17 protein-coding genes and 3 tRNA genes are annotated in these 18,812 nt (G+C 60.1%); 10 read left to right on the top strand and 10 right to left on the bottom strand.

Translation table 11 applies throughout. The features are described 5' to 3' along the window. The first annotated feature begins 36 nt into the window (after positions 1 to 36). Positions 37 to 1,728, top strand: a complete 1,692-nt coding sequence (locus FUU19_RS18695) for a sensor histidine kinase (RefSeq protein ID WP_141972831.1) — start codon at positions 37 to 39, stop codon at positions 1,726 to 1,728. Beyond that, positions 1,725 to 2,459: a LytR/AlgR family response regulator transcription factor gene (locus FUU19_RS18690; protein WP_141967460.1), complete on the top strand. Its 735-nt coding sequence runs from the start codon at positions 1,725 to 1,727 to the stop codon at positions 2,457 to 2,459. Before FUU19_RS18695 ends, FUU19_RS18690 begins: the two co-directional genes overlap by 4 nt. Positions 2,460 to 2,463: 4 nt before the next feature. Here FUU19_RS18690 and FUU19_RS18685 read toward each other — a convergent pair whose 3' ends face one another. Continuing rightward, positions 2,464 to 2,796: a DUF2502 domain-containing protein gene (locus FUU19_RS18685; protein ID WP_019453817.1), complete on the bottom strand. Its 333-nt coding sequence runs from the start codon at positions 2,794 to 2,796 to the stop codon at positions 2,464 to 2,466. A 397-nt stretch (positions 2,797 to 3,193) separates the two neighbouring features. On the opposite strand from FUU19_RS18685, the gene FUU19_RS18680 reads away from it, so the two are divergent. Further along, positions 3,194 to 4,423 carry an L-lactate MFS transporter gene (locus FUU19_RS18680; RefSeq protein ID WP_202669938.1) on the top strand — a complete coding sequence of 410 codons (1,230 nt, stop codon included), beginning with the start codon at positions 3,194 to 3,196 and terminating at the stop codon, positions 4,421 to 4,423. 69 nt (positions 4,424 to 4,492) lie between these two features. On the opposite strand, the gene glk is transcribed toward FUU19_RS18680, so the two are convergent. Continuing rightward, on the bottom strand, positions 4,493 to 5,455 hold the full coding sequence (glk, locus tag FUU19_RS18675) for a glucokinase (protein ID WP_197834033.1): 963 nt from the start codon (positions 5,453 to 5,455) through the stop codon (positions 4,493 to 4,495). Between the two features lie 310 nt (positions 5,456 to 5,765). Between glk and FUU19_RS18670 the strand changes: the two genes are divergently transcribed. Next, a complete protein-coding gene (locus tag FUU19_RS18670; protein ID WP_230490619.1) occupies positions 5,766 to 7,013 on the top strand; it encodes an ion channel protein in 1,248 nt (415 codons plus the stop codon). Here the strand turns inward: FUU19_RS18670 and FUU19_RS18665 are convergent. Both FUU19_RS18665 and FUU19_RS18660 read right to left on the bottom strand, forming a co-directional pair. Beyond that, a complete protein-coding gene (locus tag FUU19_RS18665) occupies positions 7,010 to 7,702 on the bottom strand; it encodes an aspartate/glutamate racemase family protein (RefSeq protein WP_141967451.1) in 693 nt (230 codons plus the stop codon). The two genes, FUU19_RS18670 and FUU19_RS18665, sit on opposite strands and share 4 nt — an antisense overlap. A 66-nt stretch (positions 7,703 to 7,768) precedes the next feature. Beyond that, positions 7,769 to 8,221, bottom strand: coding sequence for a multidrug/biocide efflux PACE transporter (locus FUU19_RS18660; protein WP_016926809.1), 453 nt, complete (start codon positions 8,219 to 8,221; stop codon positions 7,769 to 7,771). 98 nt (positions 8,222 to 8,319) lie between these two features. Here FUU19_RS18660 and FUU19_RS18655 point away from each other — a divergent pair, with 98 nt between their 5' ends. Beyond that, positions 8,320 to 9,189, top strand: coding sequence for a LysR family transcriptional regulator (locus FUU19_RS18655; protein ID WP_016926808.1), 870 nt, complete (start codon positions 8,320 to 8,322; stop codon positions 9,187 to 9,189). Here FUU19_RS18655 and FUU19_RS18650 read toward each other — a convergent pair. Beyond that, positions 9,186 to 10,847 carry an alpha-keto acid decarboxylase family protein gene (locus tag FUU19_RS18650; RefSeq protein ID WP_141967449.1) on the bottom strand — a complete coding sequence of 554 codons (1,662 nt, stop codon included), beginning with the start codon at positions 10,845 to 10,847 and terminating at the stop codon, positions 9,186 to 9,188. The genes FUU19_RS18655 and FUU19_RS18650 overlap by 4 nt on opposite strands. A 187-nt stretch (positions 10,848 to 11,034) precedes the next feature. Here FUU19_RS18650 and mgrA point away from each other — a divergent pair, with 187 nt between their 5' ends. After that, positions 11,035 to 12,024, top strand: a complete 990-nt coding sequence (gene mgrA, locus FUU19_RS18645; protein ID WP_230490617.1) for an L-glyceraldehyde 3-phosphate reductase — start codon at positions 11,035 to 11,037, stop codon at positions 12,022 to 12,024. On the opposite strand, the gene FUU19_RS18640 is transcribed toward mgrA, so the two are convergent. Then, entirely contained in the window at positions 12,016 to 12,249 is a 234-nt protein-coding gene (locus FUU19_RS18640; RefSeq protein ID WP_197834029.1) for a hypothetical protein, read from the bottom strand. The two genes, mgrA and FUU19_RS18640, sit on opposite strands and share 9 nt — an antisense overlap. Between FUU19_RS18640 and FUU19_RS18635 the strand changes: the two genes are divergently transcribed. Next, positions 12,248 to 12,658 (top strand): DUF2502 domain-containing protein, encoded by a 411-nt coding sequence (locus FUU19_RS18635; protein WP_230490616.1) that lies wholly within the window; start codon positions 12,248 to 12,250, stop codon positions 12,656 to 12,658. The genes FUU19_RS18640 and FUU19_RS18635 overlap by 2 nt on opposite strands. 41 nt (positions 12,659 to 12,699) lie before the next feature. Here the strand turns inward: FUU19_RS18635 and FUU19_RS18630 are convergent, their stop codons facing one another. Further along, positions 12,700 to 13,935, bottom strand: coding sequence for an Nramp family divalent metal transporter (locus FUU19_RS18630; RefSeq protein ID WP_033635427.1), 1,236 nt, complete (start codon positions 13,933 to 13,935; stop codon positions 12,700 to 12,702). Between the two features lie 377 nt (positions 13,936 to 14,312). Here FUU19_RS18630 and FUU19_RS18625 point away from each other — a divergent pair, with 377 nt between their 5' ends. Further along, the gene (locus FUU19_RS18625) at positions 14,313 to 15,500 is read left to right on the top strand and encodes a NupC/NupG family nucleoside CNT transporter (protein ID WP_004936373.1); all 1,188 of its coding nucleotides are present in this window, start codon (positions 14,313 to 14,315) and stop codon (positions 15,498 to 15,500) included. Positions 15,501 to 15,618: 118 nt separating this feature from the next. Here the strand turns inward: FUU19_RS18625 and FUU19_RS18620 are convergent. Together FUU19_RS18620 and FUU19_RS18615 are read right to left on the bottom strand one after the other, a co-directional pair. Next, positions 15,619 to 15,694 (bottom strand) — tRNA-Ala (locus FUU19_RS18620). Positions 15,695 to 15,754: 60 nt separating this feature from the next. Continuing rightward, positions 15,755 to 15,830: transfer RNA gene (locus FUU19_RS18615), tRNA-Ala, on the bottom strand. A gap of 308 nt (positions 15,831 to 16,138) precedes the next feature. On the opposite strand from FUU19_RS18615, the gene FUU19_RS18610 reads away from it, so the two are divergent. Continuing rightward, the gene (locus tag FUU19_RS18610; protein WP_033643944.1) at positions 16,139 to 16,924 is read left to right on the top strand and encodes a formate/nitrite transporter family protein; all 786 of its coding nucleotides are present in this window, start codon (positions 16,139 to 16,141) and stop codon (positions 16,922 to 16,924) included. 67 nt (positions 16,925 to 16,991) lie between these two features. On the opposite strand, the gene gltX is transcribed toward FUU19_RS18610, so the two are convergent. Continuing rightward, complete coding sequence (gene gltX / locus FUU19_RS18605; protein WP_016926803.1) at positions 16,992 to 18,407, bottom strand: glutamate--tRNA ligase; 1,416 nt, start codon at positions 18,405 to 18,407, stop codon at positions 16,992 to 16,994. Positions 18,408 to 18,701: 294 nt separating this feature from the next. Between gltX and FUU19_RS18600 the strand changes: the two genes are divergently transcribed. Beyond that, positions 18,702 to 18,777: transfer RNA gene (locus tag FUU19_RS18600), tRNA-Val, on the top strand. The last annotated feature ends 35 nt before the right edge of the window (positions 18,778 to 18,812 follow it).

Raw genomic sequence — 18,812 nt, 5'->3', positions numbered from 1 at the left:
CCGCAGCGAGAACCCGTCGTGCACCCTTTTTTTGAAATGCTGTTGGCGGTGTTTGATCGCGCCGCGCTGATGTTGATCTGTCTGTTTTTCCTGACCCGCACCCGGCTGTTCCGCCAACTGCTGCAAAAAGAAGACCATACGCCGCTCGAGCTCGGCATCGTAACGGCGATCTTCTCGCTGTTCGCGCTGTTCAGCACCTACTCCGGCATCAACGTCGAAGGATCGCTGGTTAACGTGCGCGTCATCGCCATCATGGCCGGCGGCATCCTGTTCGGCCCCTGGGTGGGGATCGTCACCGGCATCGTCGCCGGCGTGCACCGCTATCTGATCGATATCGGCGGCATCACGTCGGTGCCCTGTCTTATCACCAGCATCATCGCCGGCATCAGCGCCGGTTACATCAACCTCAAGGTGAAAAAAGAGCAGCGCTGGCGTGCCGGCATCGTCGGCGGCATGCTGTGCGAATCCCTCACCATGCTGCTGATCGTGCTGTGGGCCAAGCCGACCGAGCTTGGGCTGGACATCGTGTCGCAGATCGCCCTGCCGATGATCCTCGGCACGGTGTGCATCGGCCTGATCGTGCTGCTGGTGCAGAGCGTCGAGGATGAGAAAGAAGTGATCGCCGCGCGCCAGGCCAAGCTGGCGCTGGATATCGCCCACAAGACGCTGCCCTATTTCCGCAACATCAACAGCGAATCGCTGGCCACCATCTGCGATATCATTCGCCAGGACATCCGCGCCGACGCGGTAGCGATCACCGATACCCATCAGGTGCTGGCCTACGTCGGCGTAGGGCGCGAAGCCTACCCGATCGGCCGCGAAGGGCTGAGCCGCGTCACCCGCGAAAGCATTCGCCACGGCAAAATCATCATCAAGAACAACCTGGAAAACCCGGCGGCGCCGCAGATCCATTCGCAGCTGGTGGTGCCGCTGTGGGAAAAAGGCGAAGTGACCGGCGCGCTGAAAATCTACTACTGCCACGCCCACCAGATCACCAACACGCTGAAGGTGATGGCGGTCGGGCTGTCGCAGATCATCTCCACGCAGATGGAAGTGTCCCGCATCGAGCACCTGCGCCAGATGGCGGACAAGGCCGAAATGCGCGCGCTGCAGAGCAAGATTAACCCGCACTTCCTGTTCAACGCGCTGAACGCCATCTCTTCCTCTATTCGCCTGAATCCGGACACCGCGCGCCAGCTGATCATTAACCTGTCGCGCTACCTGCGCTACAACCTGGAGCTGAACGACGAACTGATCGATATCCGCAAGGAGTTACATCAGATTCAGGACTATATCGCCATCGAACAGGCCCGCTTCGGCGCCAAGCTGACGGTGATCTACGACATCGACGACGATGTCTCGGTGCGCATTCCGAGCCTGCTGATCCAGCCGCTGGTGGAGAACGCCATCGTGCACGGCATCCAGCCCTGTAAGGGGAAAGGGGTGGTGGTGATCGCGGTGAAGGATCAGGGTGATCGGGTGAAAATTTCGGTGAAGGATACCGGTAACGGCATCAACCAGGACACCATCGACCGGGTGGCGCGCAACGAAATGCCGGGCCACAATATCGGCCTGCTCAACGTGCATCACCGCGTGTCGCTGCTGTACGGTGAGGGGTTGCATATCCGCCGCCTGGAGCCGGGCACCGAAATCGCGTTCTACATCAGCAAAAACGGCGGCAAACTGCATCAGGAACCGAGCGCGCCGCCGGTCGGGGAGGCCTCATGAAAGCCATCATCGTGGAAGACGAATTCCTCGCGCAGGAAGAACTCAGCTACCTGATCAAGAAACACAGCAATATCGATATCGTCGCCACCTTCGAGGACGGCCTCGACGTCCTGAAATACCTGCAAACCCACCAGGTCGACGCCATTTTCCTCGACATCAACATCCCGTCATTGGACGGCGTGCTGCTGGCGCAAAACATCAGCAAGTTCGCGCATCGCCCGTCTATCGTGTTTATCACCGCCTATAAAGAGCACGCGGTGGAAGCGTTCGAGATCGAGGCGTTCGACTATATCCTCAAGCCCTATCACGAGGCGCGCATCGTCACCATGCTGCAAAAGCTGGAGGCGCTGCATCAGCGTCCCGCCGGCGCGGCGGAACCGACCAGCGCGCCGAGCCGCGGCAGCCACAGCATCAACCTGATCAAAGACGAGCGGATCATCGTTACCGACATCAACGACATCTACTACGCCGCCGCCGATGAAAAGGTGACGCGGGTCTATACCCGCCGGGAAGAGTTCGTGATGCCGATGAACATCACCGAGTTTTACGGCCGGCTGCCGGAAGCGCACTTCTTCCGCTGCCACCGCTCTTACTGCGTAAACCTGGCGAAGATCCGCGAGATCGTGCCCTGGTTCAACAATACCTACATTCTGCGGCTGAGCGATCTTGAGTTTGAAGTGCCGGTCAGCCGCAGCAAGGTGAAAGAGTTTCGCCAGCTGATGCGCCTGTAAGCGCTTACCAGCGCGGGCCTGGACGGTAGTAATAGCCGGGCGGCGGCGGTGGCGGCATGCGGTAATGCGGCCGGTCACGCCAGTCGCGCGGCGGAGGCCCGTAGTAAATCACCCGTGGCGGCGGGCCGTAGTAGTACCCGCGCGGGCGTTCATACCGGTGGTGATCGGCCCACCAGCGCGGATCGCGCCAGCGATAGCCGTCCCAGTAGTGGCCGCGATTGTCGCGATCGCCGATATGCAACGACAGGCCCGGCACGTTCACGCCGATGGACACGTCGGCCTGGCTCGCCAGCGGCAGCGCCAGCAGCGCGGCCAGTAACAACAGCGTTTTTTTCATTTCATGGACTCCTGCAGAGCGGACCTCGTCCGATCGCAGATAACATAGTCCCGCGCTCATCGCCGCTCTATAGGCGCAATGCCGATTTACGCCTTTCAGACGCATCCTTCACAATTTCACCACAATCGTTCACCGCCGATTAACAATAAATCGTTGATATCTTTGATGTAGATCACGTGTCACCCCCGGCATTTCACGCGCTTTTCGGCGCAAAAACGGCAACTCACGCCGCATAACATGCATTTCATTCCTTCCGTCGTGCAACTCATTCCCGATCCGCCGCCCGCCGGGGGTGCCGGCCATATAATAAGCCCATACCGCGGGAACACAGATTCACCCCGCAAATTTCAGCCAGCGGCTCACGCCCGGCAACGCACACACAGGAAGGAGACCGGCCATGAACACCAAACCGGCAAATCGCAGCTTAATCGTTCTCGGCACCATCATCTGCCAGATGGGTCTGGGCACCATCTACACCTGGAGCCTGTTCAACCAGCCGCTGGTCGACAAGTTCCACTGGGGGCTGGCGGACGTTGCCACCACCTTCTCCATCACCAGCTTCTTCCTGGCCTTCGCCACGCTGTTCGCCGGCAAGCTGCAAGAACGCTTCGGCATCCGCAATCTGACGCTGTGTTCCGGCATCCTGGTCGGCCTGGGTCTCATCGCCAGCGCCCACGTCAGCTCGCTCGACATGATCTACCTGCTGGCCGGCGTGGTGGTGGGCTTTGCGGTCGGTATCGCCTACATCTCCACCCTGTCCAACCTGATTAAGTGGTTTCCCGCCAACAAAGGCCTGATTTCCGGCATCTCCGTCGGCGCCTTCGGCAGCGGCAGCCTGCTGTTCAAATACGTCAACGCCGCCCTGATCGCCGACGTCGGCGTTTCCGGCGCCTTCTTCTACTGGGGTGCCATCGTGATGGGTCTGATCGTCGTCGGCTCCCTGTTGCTGAAAGAGCCGGTGCTGGCGACCAACGCCGCGCAGCAAGGCGCCAACGGTCTGGGCAACGACTACAGCGTGCGTCAGATGCTGGCCACCAAAGAAGCCTACCTGCTGTTCACCATCTTCTTCGCTGCCTGCATGAGCGGTCTGTACCTGATTGGCATCGTGAAAGACATGGGCGTTCAACTGGCCGGGATGGATTTGGCCACCGCCGCCAACACCGTGTCCGCCGTCGCCATCTTCAACACCGCCGGCCGCATCATCCTGGGTACGCTGTCCGATAAAGTGGGCCGCATGCGCGTCATCAGCTTCACCATGCTGGTTACCGTGCTGGCGATTGTCGCCCTGAGCTTCATGACTCTGAACCACACGCTGTTCTTCATCTGCGTCGGCGCGGTGGCCTTCTGCTTCGGCGGCAACATCACCGTGTTCCCGGCGATTGTCGGCGACTTCTTCGGCCTGAAAAACCACAGCAAGAACTACGGCATCATCTACCAGGGTTTCGGCCTGGGCGCGCTGGCCGGTTCGTTCGTCGCCAAATACTTCGGCGGCTTCCACGCCACCTTCATGGTGATTGGCGTCCTGTCCGCCGCTTCTCTGCTGATTACGCTGTTCATCAAAGCGCCGAAAGCGGTGGAAGCGGAAACGGCGGAAACCGCCCAGACGGCGGAGCTGGCCAAAGCCTGATACCCCGCGGAAACGACAAGGGGCGCAACCTGCGGGTTGCGCCCCTTTTTTATTGTCCCGCCTCCAGGCTTACAGATGCATGCCCAGCGTCTGGCGCAGATGCGCGCCGGCCCCCAACAGGCCCGGTTGGCCATGGGTTATCATGAACACCGGGATTTCGCGCACATAGTCGCGGAAGCGCCCCTTGTCTTCGAAAGCGGCGCGGAAGCCCGAGGCTTTGAAGAATTCCATAAAGCGCGGCACGATGCCGCCGGCGATGTACACGCCGCCGAAGGTGCCCAGATTCAACGCCAGGTTACCGCCGAAGCGCCCCATGATCACGCAAAACAGCGACAGCGCGCGGCGGCAATCGATGCAGCTGTCAGCCAGCGCCCGCTCGGTGATGTCCTTCGGCTCCCATTTCTCCGGCAGGCGATTGTCCGCCTTGACGATAGCGCGATACAGGTTGACCAGGCCCGGCCCGGACAGCACGCGCTCGGCAGAAACGTGCCCCACTTCACCGCGCAGCACCTCCAGAATAATGTCCTCTTCTTCGCTGTTCGGCGCGAAATCGACATGGCCGCCCTCGCCCGGTAGGCTGACCCAGCGGCGATCGACGTGCACCAGGTGGGCGACGCCCAGCCCGGTGCCGGCGCCGTACACCGCGATCGGCTTGCCCGGTTGCGCATCGCCGCCGCCAAACTGCAGCACGTCGTCCGGCGAGAGCATCGGGATCGCCATCGAGACGGCGGTGAAATCGTTGATCACTTCCAGATGGCTCAGCCCCAGGCTGGCCTTCATTTCTTTGATCGAGAACGCCCAGCTGTGGTTGGTCATCGCCACCCAGTCTTCGGTCACCGGGCAGGCGATCGCGATACAGGCGTCCTGCACCTCAATATCGCACGCTTTCAGGTAGTGGCGGATCACCGCCTCCAGGCTGTCGAACTCCAGGCCGGAATAGGTTTTCGCCTGGGTAATCTCACCCGTCGCAACAGTGCACAACGCCAGGCGGGCATTGGTGCCGCCAACATCACCCACGAGGGCATAGGTCATTGATTTCGTCTCCGCAAAATGAAAAATAAAACGCTGCCCACACTGTAAAATCCTGCTGCAAAAACAACAATCACCCGCCTCGTATCTGCACCCCAATAGCGATCCGGATCACAAAAAACGTTTCAGCTGGCCCGCGACGCCGCGCTTTGAAACAAATTGCGGCAAAAAACGCCCCTCGGCGACTGTTAACCGTCATCGACGCCGGGCAATATCAATGCGTGCCTGCGCGCCGATAGTCTGGCAAGCTGTGGCCACTGTCCAACCACCCGCTCTCCCTGCCCTGCCGGGAGGCATCGACAAGGGATTATCCATGCTGCATCCGCGCGCCAATGCCATGTTGGCCTTTGCTTTGCCTGCGCTGATTATCGGTTCCGCCTCCAGTCTGGTGCTGTTGTTGGTGATGAAAGTCGCCGCCGCACTGCAGCAGTTACTGTGGGTGACGCTGCCCGATGCGCTGAGCCTGGACGCCCAGTCGCCCTGGTGGCCGGTCGCAATGCTGACGCTGACCGGTGTGGCGGTCGGCCTTATCGTGCGCTATATGCCGGGCCATGCCGGACCGGATCCGGCGACAGAATCGCTGATCGGCATGCCCCTGCCGCTCTCCGCCCTGCCGGGGCTGGGGTTGGCGCTGATCGTCGGCCTGGCCGGCGGCGTCAGCCTGGGGCCGGAAAACCCGATCACCGCCATCAATATCGCGCTGGTAGCGGCGGCTGGGGCTCGCCTGCTGCCGAAAGTGCCGCGCATGGACTGGATTATCCTGGCGGCGGCGGGCACCATCGGCGCGATGTTCGGCACACCGGTCGCCGCCGCGCTGATCTTCTCGCAAACCCTGGCAGGCAATAACGAAACGCCGTTGTGGGATCGGCTGTTCGCCCCGCTGGTGGCCGCCGCTGCCGGCGCGGTCACCACCCAGATATTCTTCGTGCCCAACTTCGCCCTGCAGCTCGACGCCTATGACGTGACGCGGCTGCCGGACATCTTCAGCGGCGCCATTGTGGCGCTGATCGCCATCGCGCTCGGCATGGTGGCGCTGTGGTGCTTCCCGCACGTTCACCGCCTGTTCCATTCGATGAAGAATCCGGTGTTGATGCTAGGACTGGGGGGCTTTGTACTGGGCCTGCTGGCGCTGGTGGGCGGAGAGATTACCCTGTTCAAAGGGCTGGATGAAATGAAGCGCCTCGCGGCAGACGGCAGCTATTCGGTGCCCGCGCTGTTGACCATTACCCTGACCAAGCTGGCAGCGCTGGTGATCGCCGCCGCCAGCGGCTTTCGCGGCGGGCGCATCTTCCCGGCAGTGTTCGTCGGCGTGGCGCTGGGGCTGATGCTGCACCAGCACGTTCCGGCGGTGCCGGCGGCGATCACCGTCTCCTGCGCCATCATGGGGCTGGTGCTGGTGGTCACGCGCGACGGCTGGCTCAGCCTGTTCATGGCGGTAGCGGTAGTGCCGGATCTGCACCTGCTGCCGGTGCTGTGCATCGTGATGCTGCCCGCCTGGCTGGCGCTGGCGGGCAAACCGCTGATGCTGGTGAACCGCCGGCAACCGCCGCACGACGATTAGGCCAGCGCGAACGCCGCAGCGGCGCGGGCGTGGATCGCGGTGGTGTCGAACACCGGCACCGACGCATCCCGCTCGCTCACCAGCAAGCCTATCTCGGTGCAGCCGAAAATAATCCCCTGCGCTCCCTGCTGCTCCAGATCGCTGATGATCCGGCGATACTCATCGCGCGAGGCGTCGCGAATGTTACCGAGGCACAGTTCGTCATAGATGATGCGGTGTACGATGTCGCGATCGGCGCTGACCGGCGTCACCACGTCGATGCCGTGCAATTCCTGCAGGCGGCCGCGATAGAAGGTCTGCTCCATGGTAAAGCGCGTGCCCAGCAGCCCGACGCGGCGAATGTTTTTTTCCCGCACCTGCAGCGCCGTGGCGTCGGCGATGTGAATCAACGGCAGGCCGCTGGCCTGCTCGACCGCCTCCGCCACCTTGTGCATGGTGTTGGTGCAGATCACGATAGCTTCGGCGCCGGCGGCGCGCAAAGCCACCGCGGCGGCGGCCAGCAGCCGGCCGGCGCCGTCCCAATCGCCCTGGTGCTGCAAGCGTTCAACCTCCTGAAAATCGACGCTGTAGAGCACGATTTTGGCCGAATGCAGCCCGCCGAGGCGCGCCTTTACCTGCTCGTTGATGGTGCGGTAATACGGAATGGTGGATTCCCAACTCATGCCGCCCAGCAAACCCAACACTTTCATCCTTCGTTCCTCAGCATTTCCGACGATCCTCTGACATTACCTGAGAATCGCCGGGCTGACGACGCCTTATTTGGCGCCGGAGTTGATCGGCTGGCGCGCTTCGAACCAGCGCTGGCGCAGCGTGTCGTACAGCCAGTTATAGGCCATGGTGTACGGCAGGAAGAACAGGAAGAAACCGATTTCCAGCATAAACGCCTGCGCCCAGGAAATGCTCAGCATCCAGGCGGCGATCGGCACGCCGATCAGGATAAAACCGGCTTCAAAGCCGACGGCGTGCAGCGCACGCACTTTCAGGTTACGCACCACCCGGCTGACCGGCCACAGGCGGTCGAACACCGTGTTATAAACCATGTTCCACAGCATCGCGACGGTGGAGAGCATCACCGCCAACGCACCGACCTGCACCATTGAGCGGTTCAACAACCACGCGCCCAGCGGGGCGCAAACCATCACGGCGATGGCCTCGAAACCGACGGCGTGGACGATACGTTCAATGAGAGACTTGTTTTGCAGTTGCATACATCACCTTTTTTTCAACAGTTGTTGCGAAAGCCAGGTGATTATCATCGTTTTTTTGGGTAGATTAAAAATAGGTTCCATCGATAAAGTAGATACATATGCACTATTCACCGGAAGCGTTACAGGCGTTCGTGGAAGCCGCCGCCCTCGGCTCATTTTCCGCCGCCGCGCGCAAGCTGCGTAAAAGCCAATCCACCGTAAGCACCGCCATCGCCAATCTGGAGGCCGACCTGGCATTGACGCTGTTCGATCGCAGCGCGCGCCAACCGGTGCTCACCGCCGCCGGCCGCAAAGTACTGGGGCACGTGCAGGCGATCCTCGCGGCCAGCGAACGGCTCGACGCCCTGAGCATTCAACTGGCGGGCGAGGTTGAACCGCGCCTGAGCATGGTGTTTTCCGATACCTACCAGCCCAAACATCACGATCGGTTGATGCAACTGTTCGAACAGCGCTACCCGGAAATTGAGCTGGAATGGATGATCGCCGAGGAAGGCGACGTTATCGATCTGCTGCAAAGCGGCCGCGCGCATTTGGGCATGGTGGAAGTGCAAAAAAGCTATCCACCGGATATCGCCTTCTCCCGGCTGCCTGAGCAGACCGAAATGGGGCTGTTCGTCGCCCATCAGCATCCGCTGGCGCAGGTCGCCGCGCCGACGCCGGAGCAGTTGTCCAGCACCCGCCAGCTGATCCTGAATACCTACACCGGCGCCGAAGCGGCCAGACAGGGTGGCCTGGTCTGGTCGGCGCCCAGCTATCTGCTGTTGCTGGAGATGGCGGAACAAGGATTCGGTTGGGCGGTGTTGCCGCACTGGCTGGTGCAGCAATACGGCCACGGCAGGCTCACCCAGCTGCGGCCGCGCGGCTGGCCAAAACTGATTTCGGTGGATGCGGTATGGTCCAAACTGACCCCGCCGGGCCCGGCGGGGTTCTGGATGCTGGAGCGCCTGCTGGGCGATACCCTGCCTTAAGCGGCGGCGTTGCGTGCCTGAATGGCGCGTGAGACGGTATCGAGCAGTTCCGGCATGTCCATCTTCGGCAGCATCACTTCAATAAAGGCCAGCCGATCGTCGTCCGCTACCTCACGCAGCGCCTGGCGCAATCCGTCCGGATCGCTAACCCGCAACGCCTTCACCGGCCGCTCACCGGCCAGCGCCGGCGGCAACTGCGTCCAGTTCCAGTGCGCGATGTCGTTATAACTTTGCTCCGGCCCGTGGATCGCACGCTCGATCGTGTAGCCCTGATTATTCAGCACGAAGATCACCGGCTTAAGCCCGTCGCGCAGCATCGATCCCAATTCCTGTACGGTCAGCTGCGCGGCGCCGTCGCCGATCAGCAATACTGCCCGCCGCTGCGGTTCGGCGATCTGTACGCCAAACGTCGCCGGCAGGGTATAGCCTATCGATCCCCAGAGCGCCTGCACGATCAGGCGGCAGCCACGCGGCAACGTCAGCGCCGCCGCGCCGAAACAGGCGGTGCCCTGATCGGCCAGCACGATATCCCCGGGCCGCAGGAAATCCTGTATCTGCCGCCAGAAGGCGTGCTGAACCAGCCCTTCCCCATCGGCTTCCGGCAGCGTTGGGCGGACGATCGGCGGCAACGGCCAGCGTGACGCCAGAGACAGGCTCAGGCGGTGCAGCGCCTGCACCGCCTCGCGCATTGGAATGCGGCTAAAGCGCTGCCGCCCAACCCAGGCTTCGAACGGCTGAATATCGATGCATTTTTCCACCGGCAAATGATGCGTGAAACCGGCAGTGATGGTGTCGGTCAAACGCACGCCGACGTTGATCACCACATCGGCGTTTTCGATAAGCTGTTTCACCGCCGGATCGCTGGCGCCGCCGCAGTAAGTCCCGACAAATCCGGCTCGGTTCTCATCCAGCACGCCTTTGCCGAGCAGCAGCGTAGCATGCGGAATGTCGACCTCCTGCATCCACTCGTCCAGCGCCGCTTCGGCGCCGAAGCGATCGGCCAGGAAGTCCGCCAGCAGCGATACCCGCCGCGCCGACAGCAGCTTTTCGCGCGCTGCGGCGATAAATGCCTGCAATGCGCTGCGCGACAGTCTGGCCTGACGCAACATCAACGGCGCCGGTTTGGCCGACAGCGGCGCTTGTGCGACGTCGCTGGGCAACATCAGGTAAACCGGGCGATGTTCCAGCAAGGCGACGCCCATCAGGCGGTCTATCTCCACGGCGGCGTTATCGGCGGTCAGGTTAGCCTGTGCGACGGTCACCTCTTTGGCTATCCGGGCGAAGTGGGTAAAATCGCCATCCCCCAATGAATGGTGCAGCAAATCACCGGCGCGCTGGGCTCGCTGCGCCGGCGTGCCGACCACGTGGATCACCGGCAGGTATTCGGCGTAGCTGCCGGCCACCCCATTCAACGCGCTCAGTTCCCCCACGCCAAAGGTGGTGAGCAGCGCCGCCGCCGGTTTGCAGCGCGCATAGCCGTCGGCGGCGTAGGCGGCGTTCAGCTCGTTGGCGCAGCCTACCCAGGTGATTTGCGGATGAGCGAGGACGTGGTCGAGGAATTGCAGGTTGTAATCCCCCGGCACACCGAAGAAATGACGGATGCCGATTTGGGCCAGACGATCGAGCAGATAATCGGCCACCGTATAGGTCTGAGTCATGATCATCACCTGTCTGCACTGGAGCGATTATCTTAAGTATCGAAGATGCCGTTCAAATTTCGAACAAATGCTTCTGCATCGATCGGCAACCTGGCGTTACATGCCGGCGCTGTGATCGCTCCCCCGGCAGCACGGTGTGGAAACGTATACACTCAAAACACTTCACCTCTCGCCGACAAGGATAACTATGTCCTACCAAGCCTCCCCTACGCGTTATCAAGATATGGAATACCGGCGCTGTGGCCGCAGCGGGCTGAAGCTGCCCGCCGTCTCGCTCGGGCTGTGGCACAACTTCGGCGACGCCACGCTGTACGACAACGCCCGCGGCCTGATCCGCTGCGCCTTCGATCGCGGCATTACCCATTTCGATTTGGCCAATAACTACGGCCCACCGCCCGGCGCCGCCGAGGAGAACTTTGGCCGCATTCTCAACGCCGATCTGCGGGCCTGGCGCGATGAGCTGATCGTCTCATCCAAAGCCGGTTACACCATGTGGCCCGGCCCCTATGGTGACTGGGGTTCGAAAAAGTACCTGGTCGCCAGCCTCGATCAGAGCCTGAAGCGCATGGGGTTGGAGTATGTGGATATCTTTTATCACCACCGGCCGGATCCGGATACGCCGCTGGAAGAAACCATGGCGGCGCTGGATTTGTTGGTGCGCCAGGGCAAAGCGCTGTATGTCGGCCTGTCCAACTACCCGGCCGAGCGCGCGCGGCAGGCGTTCGACATTCTGCAGCGGCTCGGTACGCCGTGCGTGATCCACCAGCCCAAGTATTCGATGTTGGAACGCACGCCGGAGGCGGGATTGCTGGATACATTGGCGGAGCATGGCGTGGGGTCGATCGCCTTCTCGCCGCTGGCGGGCGGCCTGCTGACCGACCGCTACCTGCACGGCGTGCCGCAAGATTCCCGCGCCGCCAGCGGCAGCCGCTTCCTGCAGCCGGAGCAACTGACCGACGAGCGGCTGGACAAGGTGCGCCGCCTCGATGCGCTGGCGCGGCAACGCGGGCAGAAGCTGTCGCAGATGGCGCTGGCCTGGGTGCTGCGCGGCGATCGCGTTACCTCGGTGCTGATCGGCGCCAGCAAGAATGCGCAGATAGAAGACGCGGTGGGCATGCTGGCCAATCGTCACTTCAGTGAAGAAGAACTCGCGCAGATCGAGAGAATCTTATTGTAATCGCTTACAAATTCCGCCGCTCAATCGAGCGGCGATACTCCAGAAAAATCTCAAATCTTGAACTCCCGCACCGTTTTCAGAATGGCTCTCAGATTCAACCCTATGCGCCGGCGCTATGATGCCGATATTGCAGCAAAAATAACGATAAGGCCGCTTTTTAAACTGATGAACGCGCTTCATAAAGTGATTAACGGCCAGGCCGCGCAAGCGGAAAGGAGAAGTCATGTTTAAACCTCTGTTCTTGGCCGCCATCTTGGCGGCGACGGTGCTGCCCGCCGCACAGCAGGCTCACGCCGAAGGGCTCAGCATCGATCTGATGCCGGGCGTTTCGTTGCGCATCGGCGATCAGGACAATCGCGGCCGTTACTGGGACGGTTACGACTGGCGCGATCGCGACTGGTGGCAAGGCCATCAGGGCCGCTATCTCGGCGACCGCAGCCCGCGTGGTTATTACTGGGACGGCTATCGCTGGCGCGACCGCGACTATTGGCGCAAATACTACTACTCGCGCGATGGCCGTTATTACAAGTGCGACCGCCGTTACGACAAGCATTACTGGAAGAAAGAGAAAAAGCACCACCACGATCATGATCGCGATCGCTGGCGCCGCCACGGCGATGACGACCGCGATTAACGACGACGGGCCGGCACCATGCCGGCCCGCGCTTTTTTTGCCTACAACACGCTGCCGATCAGCAGGTAGCCGTTCAATCCCACCACCACCAGCACGATCAGCTTGCCCAGGTTTTGTACCACAGGACCGTTAACCATCTCCCCCATCAGCGCCCGATTGCCGGTGAAAGCCAGCAGCGGCACCAGCGCCAACGCAATGCCGAAGCTGAGCAGCACCTGGCTCAACACCAGAATCCGCGTCGCGTCCATCCCGAGCATGATGACGATAAACGACGGCAGCATGGTCACCGCGCGCCGCAGCCACAGCGGAATATGGAAATGCACGAACCCCTGCATCACCACCTGCCCCGCCAGCGTGCCCACTACGGTAGAAGAGAGGCCGGCGGCCACCAGGCTCAGACCAAACACGGTGGCGGCGGCTTGCCCGAGCAGCGGTTGCAGCGTCAGGTAAGCCACGTCGAGATCGGCAATGCCGCTGTGGCCGCTGAAATGAAACGCGGCAGCGGCGGTGGCCATCATCGCCAGGTTGACGAAGCCGGCGATGGTCATGGCCACGGCAACGTCGACTTTGGTGGCGGCATAGCGCTCCGCCTTGTCGTGCTCGCCGCCGATTTGGGTGAGCGACGAATGCAGGTAGATCACGTGCGGCATGATGGTGGCGCCCAATACCCCGGCGGCGAGAAATACCGCATCGCCGTTAGGCAGATCGGGCAGCGCCATGCCCTTCAGCAGCGGCGCGAGCTGCGGCTGGGAGAATGCCAACTCGACGATATAAGCGGCGGCGACGAACAGCAGCAGGCCACCAATCACCAGTTCCAGCGGCTTTTGCCCGCGTTTTTGCAGCATCAAAATTAAAAAGGTGGCGATGCCGGTCAGCACCGCGCCCTGCAACAGGGACACGCCGAGCAGCAGCTTGAAGCCGATCGCCGCGCCGATAAATTCGGCCAGATCGGTCGCCATGGCGATGATCTCCGCCTGCACCCAATAGGCCCATACCGCCGGCCGCGGGAAACGATCGCGAATATGCTCGGCCAGGTTTTTCCCGGTGGCGATGCCCAGCTTGGCAGACAGCAGTTGGATCAGCATCGCCATCACGTTGGCCCAGACCACGACCCACAGCAAACTGTAGCCGAACGAGGCGCCGGCCTGGATGTTGGTGGCGAAGTTGCCGGGGTCGATATAGCCGATAGCGGCGATGAAGGCGGGCCCCATCAGCGAGAGTTTGATTTTTCTGGCGGAGCGACCGGAGGTGGTTTCAACCACGCGACTGTTCAGCATATGTTGAACCCTTACTGAAATTACGTTTATCTCCACTCTATATAAATGATAATAATTATCAAGCGCATTTAGAGCGGTAAAACTTATCTCTGTAATAGCCAACATTAATGGTTTTATCGAAGGGTTCAGCGCGGAGCTTGCCGATTTCCATGCTTTTCTGATGGGATTTTGGCTGCAATACCCCTGAAAGAAAGGTTAGCACAAGAATACGAATTTCCTATTTCTGCTTTAACATCTTGATTTTTTATGCTTTTGCGCAACACTTTAGGAGAATTCCCGCTATGATTTTCCATATTTGCAATAGAAGTCTCGTTTTTAAACGTAGCGTTACATAAAATGACAGCCGAAATTCAGCCTGCCTCAAATTTGGAGCAAACATGTCCCATATTGCGCACTTTGCGTTGGCGATAGTGGTGGTGGCGATCCTGGCCCTGTTGGTGTGCCGCGATCGTAAAAGCATCCGCATTCGCTATGTTATTCAACTACTGGTTATCGAAGTACTGCTGGCCTACTTTTTCCTGCATTCGGAAGCGGGTTTGGGCTTCGTAAAAGGATTTGCCGCGCTGTTTGACAAACTGCTCGGGTTTGCGGGACAAGGGACTGATTTCGTATTCGGCGGCATGGGCGACAAAGGCCTGGCGTTCTTCTTCCTGAAGGTGCTGTGCCCGATCGTCTTCATTTCGGCGCTGATCGGTATTCTGCAGTACATCAAGGTGCTGCCGTTCATCATCCGTATTATCGGTACCGTGCTGTCGAAAGTGAACGGCATGGGCAAGCTGGAGTCGTTCAACGCCGTCAGCTCGCTGATCCTGGGCCAATCCGAAAACTTCATCGCCTACAAGGATATCCTGGGCAAGATGTCGGAAAAGCGTATGTACACCATGGCGGCGACCGCGATGTCTACGGTCTCCATGTCCATCGTCGGCGCCTACATGACCATGCTGGACGCCAAGTTCGTGGTGGCGGCGCTGGTATTGAACATGTTCAGCACCTTTATCGTGCTGTCGCTGGTCAACCCGTACGACACCAATAAAGAAGAAGAGCTGCACCTCGGCAACCTGCACGAAGGCCAGAGCTTCTTCGAAATGCTGGGTGAATATATCCTGGCCGGCTTCAAAGTAGCGATTATCGTCGCCGCGATGCTGATTGGCTTCATCGCCCTGATCGCCGCGCTCAACGGTGTGTTCAGCGCTATCTTCGGCCTGAGCTTCCAGGAAATCCTTGGCTACTTCTTCTATCCGTTCGCCTGGATCATGGGCATTCCTAAGCACGAAGCCCTGCAGGTCGGCAGCATCATGGCCACCAAGCTGGTTTCCAACGAGTTCGTGGCAATGATGGAGCTGCAGAAAGTGTCTGCCGAACTGTCGCCGCGCAGCCTGGGGATCCTGTCGGTGTTCCTGGTGTCCTTCGCCAACTTCTCTTCCATCGGCATCGTGGCCGGTGCGATCAAGGGCCTGAACGAACACCAGGGCAACGTGGTGTCGCGCTTTGGCCTGAAGCTGGTGTACGGCTCTACGCTGGTCAGCATCCTGTCCGCTTCCATCGCGGGTCTGGTGCTGGGCTAAGCCTCGAACCGAGTACGATAACAAGGCGCCTGCGGGCGCCTTTTTTGTTGGCCGGCATTCGGCGAAGGTGAAATGACGCAAAGCAAAAAGCCGACCCTGAGGTCGGCTTTTTAAATGGTGGTGGAGCTAGACGGGATCGAACCGTCGACCTCTTGCATGCCATGCAAGCGCTCTCCCAGCTGAGCTATAGCCCCACAAAAATGGTACGCATTGACCGGCGTTACGGTATTCCCCAACCTCTCTGAGAAGAAGGTTGGTGGAGCTAGACGGGATCGAACCGTCGACCTCTTGCATGCCATGCAAGCGCTCTCCCAGCTGAGCTATAGCCCCGTTCCACAATCACTTTGTGCTGTGAACGGGGCGCATAATATGAAACCCGCTCAAAGCTGTCAACGGCTAAATTGAATTCCTGAATCAAGCGTTGAAAAAGCCGCCAAATCAGCATGTTTGGCGCCAAAAAATCATCACTTTGTGCAGAGTTCATCCATTTTGCGCGCTACATCTCAAAATGGCAAAAGACCCTGCATATCACGTTGATTTTTAATTAACGGAATGTTAGCGAAATGCGCTTGAGTCGGACTCCCGAGCGGCATAGACTGCCCGCGCCATAAACTTCATTACTATAAACCGAGTCCGTCATGTCTTTGCATTCACCAAAAGAAATCGCCGCCCTCGCCGTTCAGGCCGGGGTAAACAAAAGCCGCGCCCCTCTCGCTAATCTGTTGATTCTGGGCTTTCTCGCCGGCGCCTTTATTGCCACCGGCTTTCTGCTAGATATTCACGTCATCGGCACCCTGCCGGCCGAATGGGGCTCTTTCGGCGCCCTGTTGGGTGCCGCGGTCTTTCCTATCGGTTTGATCCTGACTATTTTGGCCGGCGGTGAACTGCTGACCGGCAACATGATGACCTTGCCGATGGCCTGGTTTGCCCGCGAAATCCCCGCCCTCGCCGTGCTGCGCAACTGGTTTTGGGTCACTCTGGCCAACCTCGCCGGCAGCGTAGCCGTCGCCTACTTCTTCGGCCATTTGCTGGGCCTGACCGAAGGCGCGTTCTTGCATAAGACGCTGGCGATCGCACAGGCCAAAGTGGATGCGGACTTCCTGCACGCCTTCATTTCCGGCGTCGGCTGCAACTGGCTGGTGTGCCTGGCGGTGTGGTTAGCCTTCGCCAGCAAGGATGTGCCGGGTAAAGTGATCGGCATGTGGTTCCCGGTCATGGCTTTTGTCGCCATCGGCTTCCAGCACGTGGTGGCAAATATGTTCATCATTCCGGCGGCTATCTTTGCCGGCGGCATGGGCTGGGAGCACTACCTGCCCAACTTCGTTGCGGTATTTCTCGGCAACGCGCTGGGCGGCGCCGGCTTTGTCGGGTTGATGTATTTCCTCGCCTACCGTCCGGGTTTGCCGGCCGGCGAGCAAGCCTGACAGCAAGCAATAAAAAAAGCCCCGGGATCGCTCCACGGGGCTTTTTCATTATGGCGTATCAGCCTAATCAGGCTTGCGCTTCGCGCTCGGCGATGTAAGCCAGCGCCATGTCGATACGCTGCAGCGAACGCTTCTGGCCGATCGCATGCACGGTCACGTCCATGCCCGGCGACTGGCCGGCGCCGGTCACCGCGACGCGCAGCGGCATGCCGACTTTGCCCATGCCGACACCCAGCTCATCCGCCGTGCCCTGAATGGCGTCGTGCACATTTTCCGGCGTCCAGACGGTGATGGCGGCCAGCTTGGCGCGCACCGCTTCCAGTGGCTGACGCGCGACCGGGCGCAGGTGCTTCTTGGCGGCGTCGGCGTCGAACTCGCTGAAATCTGCGTAGAAGTAACGGCAAGACTCCGCCATCTCTTTCAGCGTTTTGCAACGCTCGCCCAGCAGCTTGACGATGTCTTTCAGTTCCGGGCCGTTGCGGGTTTCAATGCCCAGTTGCTCAACGTGCCATGCCAGATGCACCGCCACTTCTTCCGCCGGCATATGGTTGATGTAGTGGTGGTTCAGCCACTGCAGCTTCTCGGTGTTGAACGCGCTGGCGGATTTGTTGATCGCTTCCAGCGTGAAGAACTCTTTCATCTCATCGATGGAGAAGATCTCCTGATCGCCGTGGGACCAGCCCAGACGCACCAGGTAGTTCAGCAGCGCCTGCGGCAGATAGCCGTCGTCGCGGTACTGCATAACGCCCACGGCGCCGTGACGCTTGGACAGCTTTTTACCGTCGTCGCCGAGGATCATCGACACGTGCGCGTATTCCGGCACCGGCGCGCCCAGCGCTTTGAGAATGTTGATCTGGCGCGGGGTGTTGTTGATGTGGTCTTCGCCGCGGATCACATGGGTGATTTCCATGTCCCAGTCATCGACGACGACGCAGAAGTTATAGGTTGGCGAACCGTCGGTGCGGCGGATGATCAGATCGTCCAGCTCCTGGTTGCTGAATTCGATCGGGCCGCGAATTTTGTCGTCGAAGATCACCGAGCCTTCCTGCGGGTTGCGGAAGCGCACCACGTGCGGCTCGTCGTCGGTGTGGCTGCACTGGCTGTCGCGGCAGTGGCCGTCGTAACGCGGCTTCTCGCCGTTTTCCATCTGCTTCTCGCGCAGCGCTTCCAGACGTTCCTTGGAGCAATAGCATTTATAGGCCGTGCCCTGCTCCAGCATCTCGTCGATGACCGCGTTGTAACGATCGAAACGCTTGGTCTGGAAATACGGGCCTTCATCCCAATCCAGGTTCAACCAGTTCATGCCATCCATAATTGCGTCGATCGCGTCCTGGGTAGAACGTTCCAGATCGGTATCTTCGATACGCAGAACGAACTCACCGCCCGCATGGCGGCTGAACAGCCAGGAGTAAAGTGCGGTACGCGCGCCGCCGACGTGGAGATAGCCGGTCGGGCTCGGTGCAAAACGGGTTTTGATTTTCATTGGGTTCACTGCCTTATTACGCAACGCGTGTCGGCGATGGCCGACGATTGCTCGGAATTGAAAAAAGAGTGGACGACATTGTATCACCACGCGCTAATTCCTCAACGCCGACACGATATTGCGCCGGTCGATTTCGCGCGTTTTGCGGCGAGTTTCGCAGAGCGTTGCGCAAAGAATCGGCGCCGTTGGCGATAATTATCGCGCCCTGCCTAAATTTGCGGCGAACGATTGAAATCATTTTAAAAACCGTTGACTCACTTTGAACTATCCCTATAATGCGACTCCAACAAGACGGGGTGATTAGCTCAGTTGGTAGAGCATCTCCTTTACACGGAGGGGGTCGGCGGTTCGAGCCCGTCATCACCCACCATCATTCTCTCGTTTAGCAGTACCTGGAAGTCCTGA

This window comes from Serratia montpellierensis (genome assembly GCF_020858655.1).
Taxonomy (GTDB): domain Bacteria; phylum Pseudomonadota; class Gammaproteobacteria; order Enterobacterales; family Enterobacteriaceae; genus Serratia; species Serratia montpellierensis.
The sequence above is the reverse complement of the archived record's forward strand: the minus strand, read 5'-3'. Positions and strand labels throughout refer to the sequence as shown.

Coding starts and splice junctions, on each gene's coding strand:
- FUU19_RS18695 (WP_141972831.1), top strand. CDS start 37: ATGCTGTTGGCGGTGTTTGATCGCGCCGCGCTGATGTTGATCTGTCTG.
- FUU19_RS18690 (WP_141967460.1), top strand. CDS start 1,725: ATGAAAGCCATCATCGTGGAAGACGAATTCCTCGCGCAGGAAGAACTC.
- FUU19_RS18685 (WP_019453817.1), bottom strand. CDS start 2,796: ATGAAAAAAACGCTGTTGTTACTGGCCGCGCTGCTGGCGCTGCCGCTG.
- FUU19_RS18680 (WP_202669938.1), top strand. CDS start 3,194: ATGAACACCAAACCGGCAAATCGCAGCTTAATCGTTCTCGGCACCATC.
- glk (WP_197834033.1), bottom strand. CDS start 5,455: ATGACCTATGCCCTCGTGGGTGATGTTGGCGGCACCAATGCCCGCCTG.
- FUU19_RS18670 (WP_230490619.1), top strand. CDS start 5,766: ATGCTGCATCCGCGCGCCAATGCCATGTTGGCCTTTGCTTTGCCTGCG.
- FUU19_RS18665 (WP_141967451.1), bottom strand. CDS start 7,702: ATGAAAGTGTTGGGTTTGCTGGGCGGCATGAGTTGGGAATCCACCATT.
- FUU19_RS18660 (WP_016926809.1), bottom strand. CDS start 8,221: ATGCAACTGCAAAACAAGTCTCTCATTGAACGTATCGTCCACGCCGTC.
- FUU19_RS18655 (WP_016926808.1), top strand. CDS start 8,320: ATGCACTATTCACCGGAAGCGTTACAGGCGTTCGTGGAAGCCGCCGCC.
- FUU19_RS18650 (WP_141967449.1), bottom strand. CDS start 10,847: ATGACTCAGACCTATACGGTGGCCGATTATCTGCTCGATCGTCTGGCC.
- mgrA (WP_230490617.1), top strand. CDS start 11,035: ATGTCCTACCAAGCCTCCCCTACGCGTTATCAAGATATGGAATACCGG.
- FUU19_RS18635 (WP_230490616.1), top strand. CDS start 12,248: ATGTTTAAACCTCTGTTCTTGGCCGCCATCTTGGCGGCGACGGTGCTG.
- FUU19_RS18640 (WP_197834029.1), bottom strand. CDS start 12,249: ATGACTTCTCCTTTCCGCTTGCGCGGCCTGGCCGTTAATCACTTTATG.
- FUU19_RS18630 (WP_033635427.1), bottom strand. CDS start 13,935: ATGCTGAACAGTCGCGTGGTTGAAACCACCTCCGGTCGCTCCGCCAGA.
- FUU19_RS18625 (WP_004936373.1), top strand. CDS start 14,313: ATGTCCCATATTGCGCACTTTGCGTTGGCGATAGTGGTGGTGGCGATC.
- FUU19_RS18610 (WP_033643944.1), top strand. CDS start 16,139: ATGTCTTTGCATTCACCAAAAGAAATCGCCGCCCTCGCCGTTCAGGCC.
- gltX (WP_016926803.1), bottom strand. CDS start 18,407: ATGAAAATCAAAACCCGTTTTGCACCGAGCCCGACCGGCTATCTCCAC.